Origin of the sequence: Synechococcus sp. PROS-U-1 (genome assembly GCF_014279755.1) — a bacterium.
GTDB lineage: Bacteria > Cyanobacteriota > Cyanobacteriia > PCC-6307 > Cyanobiaceae > Parasynechococcus.
In genome coordinates, this window is record NZ_CP047951.1 from 571,540 (window position 1) to 590,659 (window position 19,120).

Sequence of the window (19,120 nt, forward strand, 5' to 3'; positions counted from 1 at the left end):
GTCAGTTCAGGCCGCTCCAGCGGCTCAGAACATCCAGGGACTGAACGCCAACTTTTTGGCGTCCATCGCGAAGAACCCACGTTGGATAGGCCCGGATCTCTGCTGCGTTGCAGGCTTCGGCTTGCTTCGGCAGCTGCTTGGGCTTGCGGCACTCCACGTAGGGCAGCTCCGCTCCAGCCTGTTTGCCGAAAAGATTCATCTGTTTGAAGCAGGCCGGACAGGTCCAAGCGCCGTAAAACCGGGCTCCTATCGCCTTGAGATGCTGCGTCAGTTCGATGGCCTCGGGGCTGGAGGCGCGCAGGGGCTCCCCGATCGTGCTGGTCCATGGAGCGGCAAGGCCCCGCAGGACGTCTCCGCCGGCTGCGAGCAGCACGGTTGCCAGCAGGGATGAAGCAACGCCTCTCATGCTGATGCAGCTAATGGCCCGAAGCTAGGTCGCATTGTTGCGTTCGGGCTTCCCTCCATGCGGAAGCAACAACGCGGGGCTTGTTGCGGTGAGACTGGGGGCACCACTGAATGGGTATGGCAGGCAGCGGATACAAGGACTATTTCCAGGTGCTGGGTGTCGATCGCAGTGCCGACGCCAATGCCATCAAGAAAGCTTTCCGCAGCCTGGCGCGCAAATATCACCCTGACGTCAACCCCGGCGATGCGCAGGCCGAGGCACGTTTCAAGGAGATCAGTGAGGCTTATGAAGTTCTCTCCGACCCGGAGAAACGGCGGCGTTATGAGCAATTCGGTCAGTACTGGAATCAAGCCGGCGGCATGGGTGGGGGTGGAGCCCCCGGTATGGACGTCGACTTCGGCCGCTACGGCAACTTCGACGATTTCATCAACGACCTGCTGGGCCGATTCGGTGGACCGGCCGGAGGTGGTTTTCAAGGAGGTGGATTCCCCGGAGGCGGATTCGCAGGGGGCGGATTCCCCCGTGGAGCCCAGCCCTCACGCCCTCCGGTGAATCTGGATGCGGAGGCCTCGGTGAATGTGAGTTTTGCTGAAGCCTTTCGAGGTGGCGAGCGCAGCCTCTCGGTGAACAACGAGCGCGTTCAAGTTCGCATTCCTGCCGGCGTGAAAAACGGCTCTCGATTGCGTCTGAAGGGCAAAGGAAACCTGCAACCCGGAACAGGTCGACGCGGCGATCTTTACCTCAATCTGAAGGTTCAGGAGCACCCGATCTGGCGCTTGGAGTCAGATCAGCTGCGTGCTGATCTGCCCGTGAGCCTCGATGAACTGGCCCTCGGAGGGATGGTCTCCGTGATGACCCCGGATGGTGAAGCGCAGGTGAGCATTCCGGCAGGCACCGCCCCAGGGCGCAGCCTTCGGCTCAAGGGCAAAGGTTGGCCCGCGACGTCAGGTCGCGGTGATCTCCTTCTGACGTTGACTTTGGCCATGCCCCCGTCTTGGAGTGAGGAGGAGCGTCGTTTGCTTGAGCAGTTGCGGGCCAAGCGCACGGGACATCCACGTCAAGAGTGGCTTCGCTCCGCGGCTCTTTGATCGGGTGACCCTTACGATCACACCTTGTGTTTGGGTCTGATGGAGCTCACCTACCGCCCCCGTCGTCTTCGGCGTACGCCAGCGTTACGCGCCATGGTGCGTGAGCACAGCCTCTCGGCTGCAGATTTCATCTACCCCCTCTTTGTCCATGAGGGCGCCGAGGTGGAGCCGATCGGTGCCATGCCAGGTGCCAGCCGTTGGAGTCTGGAAGCCCTGACCGGCGAAGTGCAGCGCGCTTACGACCTTGGAGTGCGCTGCATCGTTCTCTTCCCGAAGGTGTCCGAGGGCCTGAAAACTGAAGACGGTGTCGAGTGCTTTAACGCCAATGGTCTGATCCCTCGCGCAATACGGCAGATCAAGCAAGCCATTCCCGAGATGGCGATCATGACGGATGTCGCCCTGGATCCCTACTCCTGTGATGGTCATGACGGGATCGTCAGTCCAGACGGAGTTGTCCTCAACGACGAGACGATTGAACTGCTCTGCAAACAGGCTGTTGTGCAGGCTGAAGCGGGTGCTGATCTGATTGGCCCCAGCGACATGATGGACGGCCGTGTCGGGGCCATCCGTGAAGCCCTCGACGATGAAGGCTTCGAACATGTGGGCATCATCAGCTACACGGCGAAGTACTCCTCCGCGTACTACGGACCCTTCCGGGAGGCCCTCGACTCCGCGCCGCGTGCGGCCGGCAGCAAGCCGATCCCCAAAAACAAAGACACCTATCAGATGGATCCCGCCAATGCCCGGGAAGCCATCACAGAAGCCCAGCTCGACGAGCAGGAGGGCGCCGACATCATGATGGTGAAGCCAGGTCTGGCCTATCTCGACATCATCCATCGCCTGCGTGAGGAGTCAGAACTCCCTATCGCTGCTTACAACGTGAGTGGTGAGTATTCGATGGTGAAGGCCGCGGCGGAGCGTGGCTGGATCGATGAAAAGGCCGTTGTGCTGGAGACCTTGCTGAGCTTCAAGCGCGCCGGGGCTGATCTGATTCTCACGTACCACGCTTGCGATGCAGCGGCTTGGTTGAAGGAGGCCTGATCCGATGGCAACAGCTGATCAACCGACGGGTGTGAATCGTCTCGGTCATGTGGCGATCCGCGTTGAGAACGTCGATCGGGCTGTTGCCTTCTACACCGATCTGGGGATGCACCTGGTCTGGCGCGCCGACGACTGGTGCTACCTGGAAGCCGGGGAAGGTCGCGACGGACTCGCCTTGTTAGGCCCGGATTACAAGGCCGCCGGCCCACATTTCGCCTTCCATTTTCGCGATCGTGAACAGGTGGATGTGATCCACGACCGTCTCAAAGCGCAGGGTGTGCACGTTGGTGCCGTCCATGACCACCGCGACGGCACGGCGTCTTTTTATCTGAAAGACCCGGAAGGCAACTGGCTCGAAATGCTCTATGAACCCCCCGGTGGCATCCCCTCCAATTGCAGTTGACTTGAGCTTGGAGGCGGACCGGGCTCAGCAGGAAACGCTCGAATTGCTGGAGTGGCATCGGGTCTGTGACCATCTCAGCGGTTTTGCGAGCACCGGCATGGGCCGTGACGCTGCGCGGGTGCAACCCTTGCCGTCCAGCCTGGAGGAGTCGAGAACACGCCTGGCCGAGACCGTTGAGATGGCGGTGCTCGATGACCTCACCGAAGGTGGACTCAGTTTTCGCGGGGTTCAGAACCTCGAGCCGGTGGTGCTGCGCTGCAGCAAAGGGGGAGTGGCCTCCGGTGAAGAGCTTTTGGCCGTGGCGGAAACCCTGGCAGCGGCCCGTCGTCTGCGCCGTCAGATCGACGACCCCGAGCTGCGCCCGGTGTGCACCACCCTGATTGAAACCATGGTGACGCTGCCGGAGTTGGAGCAGCGGCTCAAATTTGCCCTGGAGGAGGGAGGTCGTGTTGCTGATCGTGCCAGCTCTGCACTCTCAGCGCTTCGGCATCAATGGCAAGGGTTGCGCCAAGACCGTCGGGACAAGCTTCAGGAGTTGCTGCGCCGCCTGGCCTCATCCCTTCAGGACAGTGTGATCGCTGAGCGTCACGGCCGTCCGGTCCTGGCGGTGAAGGCCGGTTCGGTGAGCCAGGTGCCGGGCCAGGTGCATGACAGTTCGGCCTCAGGCAGCACGCTTTTTGTGGAACCTCGCTCGGTGCTCACCCTCGGAAACAAGCTGGTGGAACTGGAGTCCCGCATCCGGGATGAGGAACGCAAGGTGTTGGCAGAGCTGAGTGCTCTGGTGGCCGACGAGGCGTCTGCCCTCAATCAAGTGGTGGCCGTGCTGCGAACGCTTGATCTTGCTCTGGCTCGTGGGCGCTACGGGCGCTGGCTTGGTGGTGTGGCGCCGCAGCTTGAGAGGGCTGAGGAGGCCCCCTTTCATCTCACAGGTCTGCGGCATCCTTTGTTGGTGTGGCAGCACAAACGGGCGGAGGGGCCTCCGGTGGTTCCGATTTCCGTGGAGGTGTCGCCGGACCTGCGAGTGGTTGCGATCACCGGGCCGAACACCGGTGGCAAGACGGTCACGCTGAAAAGCATCGGTCTTGCTGCATTGATGGCGCGTGCTGGCATGCTTTTGCCCTGTTCCGGGCAACCTTCATTGCCCTGGTGTGCCCAGGTGCTGGCGGATATCGGGGATGAACAATCCCTGCAGCAGAGCTTGTCCACCTTCAGTGGTCATGTGAAGCGAATTGGGCGAATCCTCGAGGCGTTGCAGCGGGGCGGTGCCCCCGCCCTGGTGCTGCTGGATGAGGTTGGTGCTGGAACGGATCCCAGCGAGGGAACGGCCTTGGCCACGGCTTTGCTCAAGGCTCTTGCTGAACGAGCCCGACTCACCATCGCCACCACCCATTTCGGTGAACTCAAGGCCCTCAAATATGACGACGCTCGTTTTGAGAATGCCTCTGTGGCCTTCAACCCTGAAACGCTCTCCCCCACGTATGAATTGCTGTGGGGCATTCCGGGGCGCAGCAATGCGCTGGCGATCGCGACGCGGTTGGGCCTTGACCCCGATGTTCTTCAGCAGGCGCAGCAGCTTCTGGCTCCTGGAGGTGATGGTGAGGTGAATAGTGTGATTCGCGGCTTGGAGGAGCAACGTCAGCGCCAGCAGGCCGCGGCGGAGGATGCGGCAGCACTGCTGGCCCGCACTGAGCTTCTGCACGAGGAGTTGCTGCAGCGCTGGCAGAAGCAGAAGCAGCAGACTGCACAACGCCAGGAGCAGGGCCGTCAGCGGCTCGAGGAGTCGATCCGCAAAGGCCAGAAAGAGGTCCGCACGCTGATTCGCCGGCTTCGTGATGAGCGTGCGGATGGGGAAACCGCGCGGAGGGCTGGCCAACGGCTCCGCACACTGGAGGACCATCACCGACCCATCCCCGAACGGCGATCACCCACTCCGGGCTGGTGTCCGGCGGTGGGTGATCGGGTGCGCTTGTTGGTTCTTGGGAAGGCTGCGGACGTGTTGGCCATCACGGATGACGGCCTTCAGCTCACGGTCCGTTGTGGGGTGATGCGCACAACTGTGGATCTCGCAGCGGTGGAAAGCCTTGATGGTCGCAAGCCTGAACCGCCTCCAAAGCCGGTGGTGAAGGTGCAGGCTCGTTCTCTTGGCGGAGGTGGTGCTCAGGTGCGCACCAGTCGCAACACCCTTGATGTGCGCGGCATGCGGGTGCATGAGGCCGAAGCGGCGCTCGAGGAACGCCTGCGCAGTGCCAATGGACCGGTGTGGGTGATCCATGGCATCGGAACGGGCAAGCTCAAGCGCGGCCTGCGCACCTGGTTAGACACTGTTCCCTATGTGGAACGGGTCACGGATGCCGAGCAGGGGGATGGGGGGCCCGGCTGCAGCGTTGTGTGGGTGCGCTGAGTGTGATCAGTTGTTTGTCAACTTCTTGATGTTCACATCAGGTGATCTTGGAGCTCACTGGGTTTAATCCCGAGCACGAGAACACTGTTGCTCTTGTCTGTCCATTCGATACGACTGTCGTTGCCATCTGCGATGACTTTGAAGTCTCCAGAGACTTCAATGACATCTGTTGTGGGATCAAAATCCTGGATGGTGTCGAAGCCATTTCCAGCAACAAACGTGTCTTGTCCTGGCCCTCCCTCCAGGGTGTTGTTGCCAAGACCTCCAATCAATCGATCGTTGTCAGCACCTCCGTAGATCTCGTCATTACCGTGACGTCCGATGAGTTGATCATCTCCCTTCAATCCTCTCAGGACTTCATTGGCTCGTCTTCCTTTGATTTGGTCATTTCCTGAAGTTCCTATGAGAGGACTGGTTGTGGAATCATCTTTCGCTGCATCAATAGTTGTGCCAGGTGTCAAAGATATTTTTTGGTGCTTGAACGTACTCCATTTCCCTTGTTGCACCTCATTGTCATCGATGGTGTAGGCATATTGTCGGCCATCTGGGTGTTGTCCTATGAGGGCACCATGACCTCTTTCATCGACGTTAGAGGATCGATCAATAAATGTTCCGTTAATCGAGGAAAGTGGATTCTTGATATTCAGTGACGATTCGAGAGTTGGGACGTCATTATTCATTTTCATCGTGCTCATATCGCCGTGGCCTTCATGGCCTTCGTGGCTCCCATGACCATCGTGGCTGCTTCCTCCTGTGTAATAGAAGGTTTTTATTGAGGGAGATTTTTTCGATGATGGTGAATCAACCTTTAATGCAATTAGGTTGGCGAAGCTGGATTGAATCACCTGCGCATTAACTTCTTCCTGGCTTTGACTTTCTTCTGGTGTTGGAAGAATGTAGCCCGAAGAAACATCAACTGCTCCGGTATAATTGTCATCAGCGAAAGGTCTGAAATGATCTGTAAAAAGGCTTGTTGCTTTAGCGACTTTTGCTCCCTTATGAGGGTCAATGCCTTGAACAGACTTAGCACCGATTTTGCTGCCTTGTGAATTTTTTACGACATCAAAAATTAGGCGACCACTAAAGGCTTCGACGGCACCTTGACCACCTTCTCCTTGCCCAACGATGATGTCGACAAAATTGTCACTGTTGATATCGCCAGTGGCTAGGTTGATCGTGGTTTTTCCTTTTGCGTGGAAAGGTTTAATCCGGCCCATGAGCGAGTAGTCTGCGCCGCTATAAATCTCGATTATTGGCTTCATATTGCTACCTCCTATGCCCGCGACAATGTCAGCATGCCCATCACCATCAATGTCACCAACGGCCAATGAGGTTTCACTTTTGTTGGTGTAATTTATTTTTTTGAAAGGGGTTATGTCCTTCAAGACATAGTTGTTGTCTGTTCCGTCGATAAACGTTTGTGGCTTGGCTTGAATAAGTTGTTTCGGATTAGACGCGAGTTTGATATCCGCACCACCCCAGAAGTATTCCTTGCCAATGATTTCTCCGCTGGATGCCCCTTCAAATCGACCGGTACCGCCAGTTATTTGATAATGTTCGATGGCTAGATTGTTCTCGACGTCATTAACTTTATGGTATTCATCTGAGATGAGAGAGTCTTGTTTGTCTGCTGAAGTAAAGACAAATCGCCCATTGTCGTTCGAGTCAGGGATTGTTTCGCCATTTGTTCCTGTTACTTCCTTAGGGTCTGTATTGGCATTCCAGCCGACGTAACCTCCATCTTGGTTGAATACATCATTGATGTAGGTCTCACCCTCAAGATGTGAGATGCCCCAGCTTCCAGGGCCGCCAGTGCCCTTGTGATTATCGAGATCGGTTGATTTTTTGTCTGAATAGACATCTGCACTTACAGCAAGTTTCTTGAGATTGCCTTCTGTACTGATTACATCAGACTCCAATGCGTCTTTCGCTACAGGTGCAAAACCTGCAAACTTGTAATGTCCTGTTGCCGCTTGCTTAACAGCATCTCCATCAAAGATGCGGATCTTGTAGTTTGCATCAGTGGATTTTTGTCTTTGTATTGTCGCAATGTCGGTAATATTGTCGCTGTATCCTTTTGTTCCGCTTTTGTAGTTTGTATCATTCTTAAGATCGCTTTGGCTAAAGAAGTTTCCGTAATTAATGTCGCCTATGGCAACGTTAAAGTTTTCGTTGTCAGACTCGTTTTTATAGGGTTTGAGTTCAAAGTTGGCTGAAGTATCATTCCCAAGACTAAGATCAACAGATTGACTTGCCAGTTTGGGACCTATAAATGTTGAATCAGTGTTGAGTATGACTTTGACTGCCTGCATCATTCCTGCATCTTCATGGAAGAGGATATGGCAGTGATTTACATACGCCCCTGGAAAATCCTCAAAACGCATCCGGATTTTCGTTGAAAAAGGCTTGCTTCGCTTGTTTTTTACGGCAGCAGCTTGTCCGTAAGGATTATCGGCTGTCTGGGTTCCATCGAGGTAGGCAGCTCCGAGTACAACAGTGTCGGAGAGTTGATTTGTTGGGTAGGCTGTGATTTCGTCTGTAGTTAGGCCATTGATTTCGGTGACGACAAAATCATTTTGGTGGATGTGGAATGGGTGAGCTTCTCCCCACTCTCCTTTGCTGTCTCCATAGGATTTATTGACAATACTCCATTCTTCCGTTGTACCCAACATGGGTAACGCCACCACAGTCTGCTGCTGAGGGGTGTGGCCAAAATAACGTCCATTGACTCTGTAAGCACCTTCAAAATCCTGGGGATTATTATCCGATGGAGGGAATGACCCAACTCCACCCTCACCGAAGTAATTGTAAACAGGCTTGCCATCGGCATCTTTAAGAAAGGCACTCCATACAAATTCTCGTTGATTAATCTGGCCAGCTTCAAGTTGCGCGGAAGTTTCCTTCATCCACTTGTTGATTTCTTTCTGCTCCTTTTTGATATAATTCCAGGGCTTCGGATAATCTGGTTTCTTGGATATTGATTTGCCACTAACATCTACAGTTGCTAATACTTGAGGCCCCCAAACCAGGTGACCATCATTAAAGCCATAATATGAGTCGCCAGCGACATTTGATTTTGATTTTTTGTTGGTGTTTGTATTTGTTATTTCTGGTGCAAGATCTTTGCCAAGAATCTCATCAGTACCATTGCTTAGAAAATAATACTTCCCTGGCTTGGTAAACGCATGCTGCAGAGTCATGCGGGCACCTGGTGCCATGACCGGCGTTTCCGTGGAGCTTGTTAGCCCTTCTTTGGCTGCTCCAGCCACGTCTCCATCAACGGCAACAAGTTCAAAGTCTTCAAGACTAAATTTGCCGTTGTGTTCGCGCACCAGCTGGATCACATAATGCGAGTTGACCGTGAAATTAAGGAAGCCAAATAAATTCCATTCACCTACTTTGGCATCAATGGTTGGATTATATTGACCATTAACAGTATGGATTATATTTTCGATCGGGGTTCCATTCAGACCAAATCCATAATGTGGGTTCCCATCAAGCGGACTTTCCTTATCATATCCAAAAGGCATGTAATTATATCCGATATAACCTGCATCGGAAATCTTATAAATAGAATTGCCTTCATTGTCTACCGTAAATTCAGGTGGCGCTGCTATGGCATACGCCGTTCCATTTGGATCTTGATTCACCGGATCATTATCTGATGCAGGTCGGAGCTCTTGCTGTAAGCTCCAGGTTTGCAAATTCATCCAGTAGACAGGATCTTTAACTGGATCAAACTTTCTTAGATCATTGCTTTCTTCTGTCGAAGGTTGAATGAGCAAGGGCCCTGCTAATCCCTTGGAGACCTGAACATTCGTAGCACCATGTAAATGTGGATGGTACCAATCTGGTCCTACAAAATGGTCGTCAGGAACTTTGATTTCTGTTTCCCAAGTTTCACCACGATCAATGGAGATTAAAACATTGTCGCTATCGCCTTGAGCTGATACATGCAGCCCGTGCGTATGAAGGTTGGTGTCGTCATAGTAAGAATATGTTTTGTCTTCCGGCAAGTCGTTGATCAGTTTGACCTTAATGGTGTCTCCCGGATCAACGACAATGAGCGGACCATGTGTCAGACCTGTTTCACCATTGTAAAGTTGAAAATCATTGTTGTAGACAGATGTATCTTCAGCATCACTGGCCGTGAGTTTTCCCAAGCCAGGTATATTGATTTCATTGAAGGATGAAAGAGTGAGTTCAATATCAACTTCATCTATCTCCGGCCCCCAACTGGAGTAATAAAGACCCTTGGGATGTTCGTAAGTGTACTTCCCTTTTTTGTAGCCAGATTGCCCTTTCTGCCATTCTTGCCAGGCACTGTCGTATGGAACTTTTACATCTGGATGAGGAAGAACTTTTAAAAAAGCATCTGGATCAAAAGCCTCGCTCCACGATGAGTGGAGGCGTGTACCAATGGTGTACGTATCGCGGAGCAAAGGCATTAGTGAGCAACTCAATATCTTTTTATTGTAATCAGCCGAGGTAACTCTATTTCTTCTTTGCGGATTTCTTTAGATTCAACTGATCTCTATCCCTTTGGCCAGTTGTGATCTGTTCCATTGAGCTTGTTGTACTGTTCCATTGCTGTGATGAAATTGTCCCGACATACAGATCGAACTTGGTTGAATTCTAATTGCTCCCCATTGGGGCCTTTTGCATAAATAAGAGCCCAACCCTCGAAAGATCCAGGGAACTCTGTGATGGCATAACTCTCTGGTGCTTCTCCGAGTTGATTGCGATTGTCGACCTCCACTTTTTTGTTCACAGAAACTTCAGTTAAACCTCGTTTGTGTGATTCTTCGACAAGTTTGGTAGCGAACTCATCCATATCCACATTTGACTTCATATGAAATGAAACATGCGGAACGTTGCCAAATCCAACAGATGAGGAAACCGGCTTAAAGATATTGGGAGCAAATGGAGTTTCCTTAGCGCCTCTAAAGTGCAACAGCTCTAAGTTAGTATTACCGAATTGAATGAACCTAACATCCAGCGCATCTTTGCTCCCATCCCTCAGGTCTGGCACACCATAAAATTCAGGAGAATGCTCACCTTCTTTACTATTCAGTTCATCTTGTTGAAATAGCAGGTTATGTAATTCTGGTCCGTAGAAGCCGTCACCACCAACAGCTAATCGACCTCCAAGAACCTCGATATAGAACTTCAGTGATTTATCAAGGTCTGGGGTTGTTAGGCCGAAGTGCTGGATGCCCTGAAGCATATGGCCTAGAGCAGAAGGCTTTTCTTGGCTGTCGGGAGAATACAGCTCCATTTTAGTTGAAGAATTTGTAACTACAATATGGCTGAAAAAGAAAGATAGAGCATAATGCACGTACTAATGTCAGGACATCAATACAAAGTTGCTTGAAGTTTGTTCCGACACATTTGACTATTCGCTTTTCATTACAACGACCGCATCGTCAAGGGTTTTGGAGATACCAGATGGCCAGATGGCTGTATAGCGATAAAGCTCAGAAATAGAGTTGTTGTAAACAAATATAGCTTTATTGTATCGACGAGATGCAACTGCTACAGCAGAGGCTGCTGTCGAATAGCTAGATGCAGAAACCTTATTTTGTTTATAAAGCTGCATGTTGGTTTGTCTCGCATCAAGGGCATTCGACAGTGCGGCAGATGTAGTATCTAAACTCATTTTTGCAGTTGTGTATTTAGCAAATGCTGTTGCAGCTTGTGCCTCAATTCTGTCTTTGTGAGACTGTGCTTGGGCGAGGAACTTTTTAGACTGATAATCTAAACTTTTTGCTTTTGCTGCAGCAACTGTCCCATCAAAATTCCAATTGATTTTTAAACCGATGTTGGCCTCTGGTCCATACAAGTAACTTCCATTATTTTTAGTCGTATCTACAGCCCTACTAATTCCACTTTGATTGGTATATCCAGCATATCCATACAGAGATATATTCGGGATGTAGCTGTATTTTAATGAGGTTGCAAGATAGCTTGATGATTTGGCCCTAGTTGTCGCTATTTTGATTTCCTCTCGATGCTCGAGTGCATGCTCAATTGTAGGCATCAGTTCCAACGGCCATGATCCCAGAGGACGCAGTTGGAAATTGCTTGATGGACGGGCCAAGCTGCCTAAGGGTAACCCCATATTCGACGACAACGTAGTTGCAGCCTCAATCAAAGCGATATGTTGTTGGATCAATTCTTGTAGCTGAGTATATAAAGTTGATTTGTTCTGCTGTACTGCATTTAAGTTTTTTAATGATGGATTACTTGCATATTTGTTTTCAGATTCGATCAGTTGCTCCAGGTTATTTTTGTAATCTTTTTCAAGATCATCGAGATACTGCCGAATACTATGTAATTTATAGTAATCGCGATTTATGTCAAGCACAAGGTCCCTTACTGATAAGTTGAAAAGAAGCTCTTCGGCTTTTGCAGATTCTGTAGAACTGTTGATTTTTGCACCACGGCTTAGGTTGAAAAACGTCCATCTTGCTGAAATCCCCGGCGTTAAGGAATCAAGGACTGTATAGCTCTTGATCGGCGTGCTGGGCTGAGTTGATGTCCCGAAACTTCGTCCTCGCGTTGAAACATATTGCTGACCAAGCAATGGCAATGTTGGGATCCGAGTAATGTCACCCATCGGTCCTGCTCCTGAAACAGTAGGCCACCACAATCTTTTGTCACTGATGGCACTCCACTGTTTTGACTGAACACCTTTGTAGGCGGCCTGAATTGTTGAATTATTCGATATAGCATAATTAGTAGCTTCTTCAAGTGTATATTCCTTGGATCGGCCTTGATAGTCAGATCGCATCGCAGCCAATTGTTCACTTGTACCGGAAAACGTGTCTATAGACTTACTTGCTTCGTTTGGTTCGAACTGGTGTTGAGCAGAAGCTTTGACGAAACCCCCAATGCTGGCAATAGTCAGAGCAGCAAAAATACACTTTAATGATGAAGAAATTGCTTTCACTTGACTAGATAAATAATATCCATCTTATGTGAAGTTGCCCTCTGTTCAGCTTTTATTGTCAATTGCGCATATTTATCCTTGGCGTGATCCAATCCCTGAGATTGGCATAAGATAGGTATGCTCAATTAAAGCAGTATGACCGACTTTAACGCTCCTCGAGAAGAAGTTGTTTTTTATGTTCCTCTGTGGAAGAGGAATGGTATTAGCCTTCAACAATTTGACGACTATTGGCGGGATGTACATGGCCCTGTGTGCGCACGTTTGCCAGGTCAGATGGAGTATTGGCAGTATCATTTGTCTGCCTATGATGGTGGCATTTTTCCACAAATTAAGGACATCATTGTTAATGATGATCCTGAAGATCAATTTCTTGGTATTGCTGAGTTGACTTTCTCCAATGTCGAGGACCGTACGACTTGGTTTACTGCTTCTTCGATACTAATGGATGACGAACACAATATTTTCAGTAAGGCCATTGGGTACACGACATCCTTGGGCAATACACGAACGGTCAAAAGTGAATTGGCCAACCCCTATCCAAATGGAGCCATTCCTGCGATCCGTTATCACGTGATGGTGCGTAAGCATGACCAAGTGTCCGTTGATGACTTCCGCGAGTATTTCATCCATACACTCATGCATTCGATTGGGCGCTCTGATGAAGTCCTTCAGTTGAGATATCATGTGTTCGACGAAATAGATACCTCCCGTCCGGATGCTCAGGGTGTTGAGCACGTTGAAAAAGAAGGAAAAGATTATCACGCTGCGTTTGAAATCTCTTTTGCAACGGGATTAGATCGCGAGAATTTCTTTGCATCTGATCAATACATTAAAGCGATGTCAGATGGTGGTTGCATTATCGAAATGATTAAGCCTTGCCTGGAACGATTTGCTTCTACATTTGTTTGTGACCATCAAATGACATTGGCTGGTCAACGAGGTTCCTCAACTGCACAATTAATCACTGATTTGGGTGCTACCAATCAAATTCGAGATGATATTAAAAACCTTATGTTGACCAATCAGTTATCAGATTGATTCCACTAGCTTAAGTTTGCTGCTTGTCTTTGATGGAATTCAAGTGCACTTACCTCAACCCATACAGATACGGATCCGCCTTCACATCTAAAGTCGGCTGATCCGTTATTATCTGTGGTGATTATTTCACTGCACTGTTCAGTTAAATCGACATATGGTGTATTTAATCTTCCTGTGTTCATTGTTTTTACTCCTCCAGGTCCATCACTCATTAGGACTGCTAAGCCAAAAGGATGTAGCTGTGTTCCTATTCTCGTCCAGCCAATGACATCCTGAGAGTCGAGATAGTCATATTGTTCTCCATATGCAAAATATTTTCTGGCCAGCAGCAAGCGATCAATAATGTGACGATGGCTTTTGATTTCTATTGCATGTAGATTTCCATCTGTTCCGTAGTCTGAATATGTAGCTCCATAGTAGTCAGGATAAAAAATACAGGGATATCCTTCAGCTCTTAATAAGATGATTGAATAGGCTAAGGGTTTAAACCAATCGGCTACCGGTGACTCCAGAGCTTGCATTGGTTGGGTATCATGATTTTCTACTAAGGTAACTGCTAACAGAGGTGCCTCTTTAACCAGTGTTCCGTTTAGTATTGATCCCATATCAAAATAGCCTCCTGATTCACTTGCTTTGTGAAAATTAAAATGTAGTGGTGCATCAAATAGAGACATCTGCCCTCCAGTCCTTGATGCATAACTGCATAAAGTATTGATATCGTAAGTCCAAAACTCCCCCACGACAAAGACATCTCTACCAGCATATTTTTCGATATGTTGAATCCAGTCCACGAAGAAGTCGCTGTTAATATGTTTGATTGCATCCAGCCTGAAGCCCCTTGAACCTGTAGTATCCAGAGTCCACTCACCCCATCTTTTTAGTTCATCTTTAACTTCTGGATGGTCTAAATCTAAATCACACCCCATTAAAAAATCGTAATTTCCACGTTCTCCATCTACATTATTTTCAAGAGGCTTGTCTTTTACTTGCCAAACTACTCTCGCTTCTGGTTCAAGAGTGTTGTAGTCAACAGAATCAAAATGTTGCCATCCCCATTTCATTTCTGAGTACTGTGATCCACGCCCTGGGAATGAGAAGCCAGTCCATGCAGATACTTTCCTTGCACTTCCAAGTGCATGGTGTCGGTTGTTATCGTCAAGAGGAACCGCTTCAAATTCTTCCTGTAGATCAGCTCCCATTTTGTGATTGAACACGGCATCGGCATAGACTTCGATGCCGTAGGAGCAGCATTCGCGTACTGCACTTAAATATTCCCCTTTCGTTCCGTACTTTGTTCGCACACTTCCCTTTTGATCAAATTCACCGAGATCAAAGAGATCGTATGTTGAGTAACCTACATCCTTTGCACCATTCATTCCCTTGTATGCCGGTGGTAGCCAAAGTGCGGTGATGCCTGCTTTTGCCAGGTTTGGTGCTTCTTCTTTGAGTCTCTTCCAATGGTTGCCGTCGTCAGCGGTGTACCAGTGGAACCACTGCATCATCACACCATTGAATTCTCCAACATTCTTTTGGTCAATCAGTGTTCGTTCATTTTCTTCTAACCATGCTCGAAGAATCTTTTTAATGTCTTCATTTTGAAATTTTTTACTTTCATCCAAGCTGAGCTCTGTCTTGTCCCGTAGGCTCTCGTGGGGACTGGGATCACTCATCGTAAAGTCTGCATTTAACTAATTTTAGTCTTTCTATAGTCCCGTGCAATGCACTGGATCGTACAAAATTTAGATTTTCCTTCTCCTATATCCAATTCAAAAAAACTCTTATAAGATTACGGTCGCAATAGTGATGTCATCAAATTGCTCAGCATTTTCCATATGAGTATCAAGGTCGAGCACTATTTGATCTCTTAAATCTTCGGAAGAAATTTGTTGTTTTTGTAGCTTCCTTACGAGATCGAGCAGCCTTTGATGGCCATAGGATTTACCTTCTGGATCTCTTGCATCAACCACACCATCGCTGTATCCAACTAGTATTGAACCTTCAGTGAAGTAGAGACTTTTCATGTTGTACTCGGCTTGTGGGAACAGACCAATTGCTGGGCCAGAAACTTCCAAAGTCTGTTGTGTACCATCAGGATTAATAAAAACGGGCTCTTCATGACCTGCTAAGACATAATCCAATCGTTTTGCTGGATGGCTGACACAACCGATAAATACTGTTGCGAACATTGTCATGTCTTCGTGCTCTGTACTCATGTAGTTATTAACACTACTGATCACCTCATCGAGAGGTTCAGTTTCTGACGGATCAGCACACCAGTTCTCTGCGGAATAACGAATAAGGCTTCTAAACACCGACATAAATAGTGCAGCACCCACTCCTTTGTCACAAACATCGGCGACGATTACGAACGTCTTGTTGTCAAGGTCAAATGCGTCGTACCAATCTCCACCTGCATTCAGCGCTGGCCTCATAAATAGACTTACGTCAGGTTTTTGCCCTACATCAGAGCTATCCCCTAGAAAAGCTTGCTGAATTTCACCGGCAGTCGTAAGTTGTTTCTGAGCAATATTATTTAATTCTTCTATTCTTGCCTTCGCTTCATTGATTTCGTCCGTCCTCCGATTGATTTCTTTCGCAAAGTTCTTGATTTCAGTAATAGGAGATAACTCCAGAGACTTGTAGTATCTAGTACTTATTACTTCTGCTTTTCTCTTTTTAGACTTGCCAAGTACCGTTAGGAATTCTTTCTCTAGGCTATATGCAATAGCAATACTTAAGATTATTCCTCCGACAATTGTCAAATTTATAATTGGAAATGCATTTTCAAAAAATCTTCCACTTGCTAGAAAGTCTCTACGGGCTGGCTGTATTATCTTTATTTTTGTGCTGTCTATGTAAAAATTTGCTTCCCACATACTTCCCAAAAATCTATTGACTCTTGCAGGTTCGATTTCTGGTTTTGGCAAGTATAGTTTGAGCGAGCTGTTTTTTCCATCTGCAATTTTTTTCACGATTTTTGAGATTCTTGAACTTGACGTCGCAGCCATATAGTCTTTTCCAAGATTTATGTGTTTGGGTGCCACCTTTCTGAATAAAATATAATCAGAATCATTTTTCTTTTTATAATAAACATCTGCATTGCTTCTCTCCAGTTTTATATTGGCTACATATTCATCTTCTTCGAAGTTTTCTGATGTTGTAGCTTTTGCCACGAGGGTAGCCATCATTTCCATCTTATTGAATATTGATTCAGCCTTCAGTTGCATGACACTTCCGTATAACTTATCGGACATGAATAGGGTGATAAAAACGATTACGCTATAAACGGTTGCTAAAGCCAGAGCTTGAAGGGAAACAGTTTGTCTTTTCTCGGATCTTTTGTTCAAATATAGAGTGATTACTGCATATATCACATAGGCAATCAGTGAATTCATGACTCCATTCACTATTGACTTCTGCGCCAAAAGCAATGTGGTCTCTCTTGTAGCTTTGACGATGTATGTGTAGGTTAAATAGTAAAAAGGCGCTCCTATTAGTGCATTATATATGAAGTCGTATATCAGTATTGATCCATTCCTTAGGATTTTATCCCCCGCTTTGCTATTTCTTATTAACGTTAAGACTATAATCTCAGCCATGAATGATATGCCCGCGTATGGGGCCCCCCACATGTAGTAGGTAGCGATTGCAACAGGTATTGCAATAATGAAACCCCATAATCCTCGTTTAAGAAACAGTGTTGCCAAGGCAACACTCATGCCGAAGATAAATTGTATCCCCCAAAATAGTGGGTAATTATAAACGGTAACGAGTACTGCTATTACTGCCAGAATGGCCACCATAAATGGCATCTGACGACTTATCGATTTCGTTCCCATTGCTTCTCGATGAACGTCTATGTCTATCATAAACGGCTTTACGTGCTGTACAACTTATTCGCAATATTTCACCCAGATTAAAGGGCCAGGTTGAGCAATCAACCTGGCCCTCACTTTCATCTCTTCGATTGGCAGGGATGGTTATGTATTGATCAGTTTGAGTAACTGTTCAGATGCGAACACGTCCCGAGTGAATGTAAGTTGTTCACTCTTGTAATAACAACCGCCACGATGCCCACGTCTGACCCAGCAGACGCTTCCTTTTGCAATTTGTTCACCCGTTACGTCGTCAAAACAGATCCACTCAAAATGAGTGAATTCTCCCCAGAACTGCACAATTGGCCATGTCATGGTGACACCTGGCTGAGCGATAATGGCCCACCAATGTTTCTCTCTTTCGGCTTGTTCTTTGATGCCGAAATATGGCCCATCCTGGCAGTGATATACAAGGTCTGGACGGTATTCCTTGGTTAGTAAGTCTCCCCGTCCTTGGCGCAAGGCTTCACAGTGGGTTGGCCAAAATTCACGGTTCTCGGCTTCAATTTGCTCAAGCGTGTAGTCAGCGCCAATAGCAGGAAGCTCCGCTTCTTGCAGTTCCCCAATTTCCTTTGAACGTTGAATTAGTTTTGCCTGGAGTTCTTCGCTGATAAGACCTGGTCTTGAGTAATCGGCTACCAGATCTTTGTAGTAGTTTTGGCGTGTCATGAGTTCTGTTGTGATGTGGGTCAGCGTTGCTTGATGGACTTACCTAAAACTTAGCCTTGATTTCGTGGTACTTCGCAAAAGCACCTGCTGCTTTGTTGAAACCACAATATGCACAAGTGAACAATAGAAGCTCTTCAATTTCCTCAAATGTGGCACCTTGCTTGATGGCCATGCAAATGTGGGCTTCGAATGGTGTGCCTGGTCCGATGGACTGATTCGCAACATCCAACGCGATCGTGATGAGGCATTTCTCTTTTTGAGAAATAAGGGATTTTCCCCATACTTCCCCGCAAACTCGAATACACAGTTCTCCAAAGTCTTGATCTACATTGAGTAGACTTTCCTTTAGTTCAGTGTCGTCTAATACGGCATTCACTTTCGTGATTTTCGATGCATCGCTCATTGATTGGTGAACTGTAGTTTCCCGAATACAATAGCTTCTTTTTATTCTATTCGCATGCTTATTTGATTAATGTTTTTGCCTTCTCTCCATCCATAATGCGCTAAATCTACAGATTGCTTGATAAGGAAGATCCCAAGCCCGCCTATCTCTCTTTCGTCGATGTGTTGCTCCACGTTCACACTGTCTGTTGTATTGAAGCCAGGATCGAATGGGACTCCATCATCCTCTGTCTGCAATGTAAAAAATTTCCCCCCATTTTGATCTGTTACAGCGCAGGAAATGGCCAAGGAGACAATGTCTCCTTCGTTTCTTTCCTGCGCGGCTCTAATAATATTAGAAATAAGTTCTTCGTAGGCTAGTTTCAATTTATATATCTTGCTCTCGTCTTTGAGATCTTTTTTTATAGCAGAAGCAGCATTTTCAATAAATAATTCCCAGTTCTCCATCGATGCCTTGTTTTCGACTAGCAATGATGTTTTATCTACTGGGATTAATGACATGCCTCAAATCTCATCTTCGCTTGATGCAAACACAACAGCTTGTGACAAACCTGTTTTCTTGACAGTGTCAACGATCATCTCCGATGCTCCGACCAAATAAAGTCGAGCGGAGTGAGGCATCTTTTGCTTTGCAAAAACAATAGCGCGAAGGCCAGCACTGCTCATAAATGCAACTTCTCCCAGGTTGAGTCGCAGTTCTGATAATTCTTTGAGTTCCAGTGATGTCAATTCTTTAAGCAGGTCTGGAGCAGTTTTCGTATCAATATCCCCTGAAATAGTCAGAGTTACGATGCTTTCAGCTCGGTCGACTTTGATTGAGAGTGCCATGTTTGTTTTTTGATTTA

General features: G+C 48.0%; 15 protein-coding genes. 5 read left to right on the plus strand and 10 right to left on the minus strand.

Annotated elements, in window-relative coordinates; translation table 11 throughout:
• Nucleotide 1: 1 nt before the first annotated feature.
• Complete coding sequence (locus tag SynPROSU1_RS02955) at nt 2-406, minus strand: vitamin K epoxide reductase (RefSeq protein ID WP_186571439.1); 405 nt, start codon at nt 404-406, stop codon at nt 2-4.
• A 116-nt stretch (nt 407-522) separates the two neighbouring features.
• Between SynPROSU1_RS02955 and SynPROSU1_RS02960 the strand changes: the two genes are divergently transcribed.
• From SynPROSU1_RS02960 to SynPROSU1_RS02975, 4 genes are read left to right on the plus strand one after another with little or no spacing between them, the layout of a single operon-like run.
• Nucleotides 523-1,494: a DnaJ C-terminal domain-containing protein gene (locus tag SynPROSU1_RS02960; protein WP_186571440.1), complete on the plus strand. Its 972-nt coding sequence runs from the start codon at nt 523-525 to the stop codon at nt 1,492-1,494.
• A 39-nt stretch (nt 1,495-1,533) separates the two neighbouring features.
• Entirely contained in the window at nt 1,534-2,535 is a 1,002-nt protein-coding gene (gene hemB, locus SynPROSU1_RS02965; protein ID WP_186571441.1) for a porphobilinogen synthase, read from the plus strand.
• Between the two features lie 4 nt (nt 2,536-2,539).
• On the plus strand, nt 2,540-2,938 hold the full coding sequence (locus tag SynPROSU1_RS02970) for a VOC family protein (RefSeq protein WP_186571442.1): 399 nt from the start codon (nt 2,540-2,542) through the stop codon (nt 2,936-2,938).
• Nucleotides 2,901-5,339, plus strand: a complete 2,439-nt coding sequence (locus tag SynPROSU1_RS02975) for an endonuclease MutS2 (RefSeq protein WP_255444758.1) — start codon at nt 2,901-2,903, stop codon at nt 5,337-5,339. Before SynPROSU1_RS02970 ends, SynPROSU1_RS02975 begins: the two co-directional genes overlap by 38 nt.
• 32 nt (nt 5,340-5,371) lie before the next feature.
• Here SynPROSU1_RS02975 and SynPROSU1_RS02980 read toward each other — a convergent pair whose 3' ends face one another.
• The 3 genes from SynPROSU1_RS02980 to SynPROSU1_RS02990 all read right to left on the minus strand — a co-directional run bounded on the left by SynPROSU1_RS02980 (nt 5,372) and on the right by SynPROSU1_RS02990 (nt 12,291).
• Nucleotides 5,372-9,787 carry a multicopper oxidase domain-containing protein gene (locus SynPROSU1_RS02980; RefSeq protein WP_186571444.1) on the minus strand — a complete coding sequence of 1,472 codons (4,416 nt, stop codon included), beginning with the start codon at nt 9,785-9,787 and terminating at the stop codon, nt 5,372-5,374.
• 86 nt (nt 9,788-9,873) lie between these two features.
• Nucleotides 9,874-10,677, minus strand: coding sequence for a VOC family protein (locus SynPROSU1_RS02985; RefSeq protein ID WP_222929898.1), 804 nt, complete (start codon nt 10,675-10,677; stop codon nt 9,874-9,876).
• A 57-nt stretch (nt 10,678-10,734) separates the two neighbouring features.
• On the minus strand, nt 10,735-12,291 hold the full coding sequence (locus SynPROSU1_RS02990) for a TolC family protein (RefSeq protein WP_186571446.1): 1,557 nt from the start codon (nt 12,289-12,291) through the stop codon (nt 10,735-10,737).
• Nucleotides 12,292-12,426: 135 nt separating this feature from the next.
• On the opposite strand from SynPROSU1_RS02990, the gene SynPROSU1_RS02995 reads away from it, so the two are divergent.
• Nucleotides 12,427-13,329, plus strand: coding sequence for an EthD domain-containing protein (locus tag SynPROSU1_RS02995; protein ID WP_186571447.1), 903 nt, complete (start codon nt 12,427-12,429; stop codon nt 13,327-13,329).
• A gap of 5 nt (nt 13,330-13,334) precedes the next feature.
• Here SynPROSU1_RS02995 and SynPROSU1_RS03000 read toward each other — a convergent pair whose 3' ends face one another.
• From SynPROSU1_RS03000 to SynPROSU1_RS03025, 6 genes are all read right to left on the minus strand, one after another.
• Nucleotides 13,335-14,999 carry an alpha-amylase gene (locus SynPROSU1_RS03000; protein WP_186571448.1) on the minus strand — a complete coding sequence of 555 codons (1,665 nt, stop codon included), beginning with the start codon at nt 14,997-14,999 and terminating at the stop codon, nt 13,335-13,337.
• 108 nt (nt 15,000-15,107) lie between these two features.
• On the minus strand, nt 15,108-17,132 hold the full coding sequence (locus tag SynPROSU1_RS03005; RefSeq protein WP_186571449.1) for a PP2C family protein-serine/threonine phosphatase: 2,025 nt from the start codon (nt 17,130-17,132) through the stop codon (nt 15,108-15,110).
• A 177-nt stretch (nt 17,133-17,309) separates the two neighbouring features.
• A complete protein-coding gene (locus tag SynPROSU1_RS03010; RefSeq protein WP_186571450.1) occupies nt 17,310-17,873 on the minus strand; it encodes a hypothetical protein in 564 nt (187 codons plus the stop codon).
• Nucleotides 17,874-17,916: 43 nt separating this feature from the next.
• Nucleotides 17,917-18,276: a carboxymuconolactone decarboxylase family protein gene (locus tag SynPROSU1_RS03015; RefSeq protein WP_186571451.1), complete on the minus strand. Its 360-nt coding sequence runs from the start codon at nt 18,274-18,276 to the stop codon at nt 17,917-17,919.
• A 41-nt stretch (nt 18,277-18,317) separates the two neighbouring features.
• Nucleotides 18,318-18,776: an ATP-binding protein gene (locus tag SynPROSU1_RS03020; RefSeq protein ID WP_186571452.1), complete on the minus strand. Its 459-nt coding sequence runs from the start codon at nt 18,774-18,776 to the stop codon at nt 18,318-18,320.
• 3 nt (nt 18,777-18,779) lie between these two features.
• Nucleotides 18,780-19,103 (minus strand): anti-sigma factor antagonist, encoded by a 324-nt coding sequence (locus SynPROSU1_RS03025; protein ID WP_186571453.1) that lies wholly within the window; start codon nt 19,101-19,103, stop codon nt 18,780-18,782.
• Between the last annotated feature and the right edge of the window lie 17 nt (nt 19,104-19,120).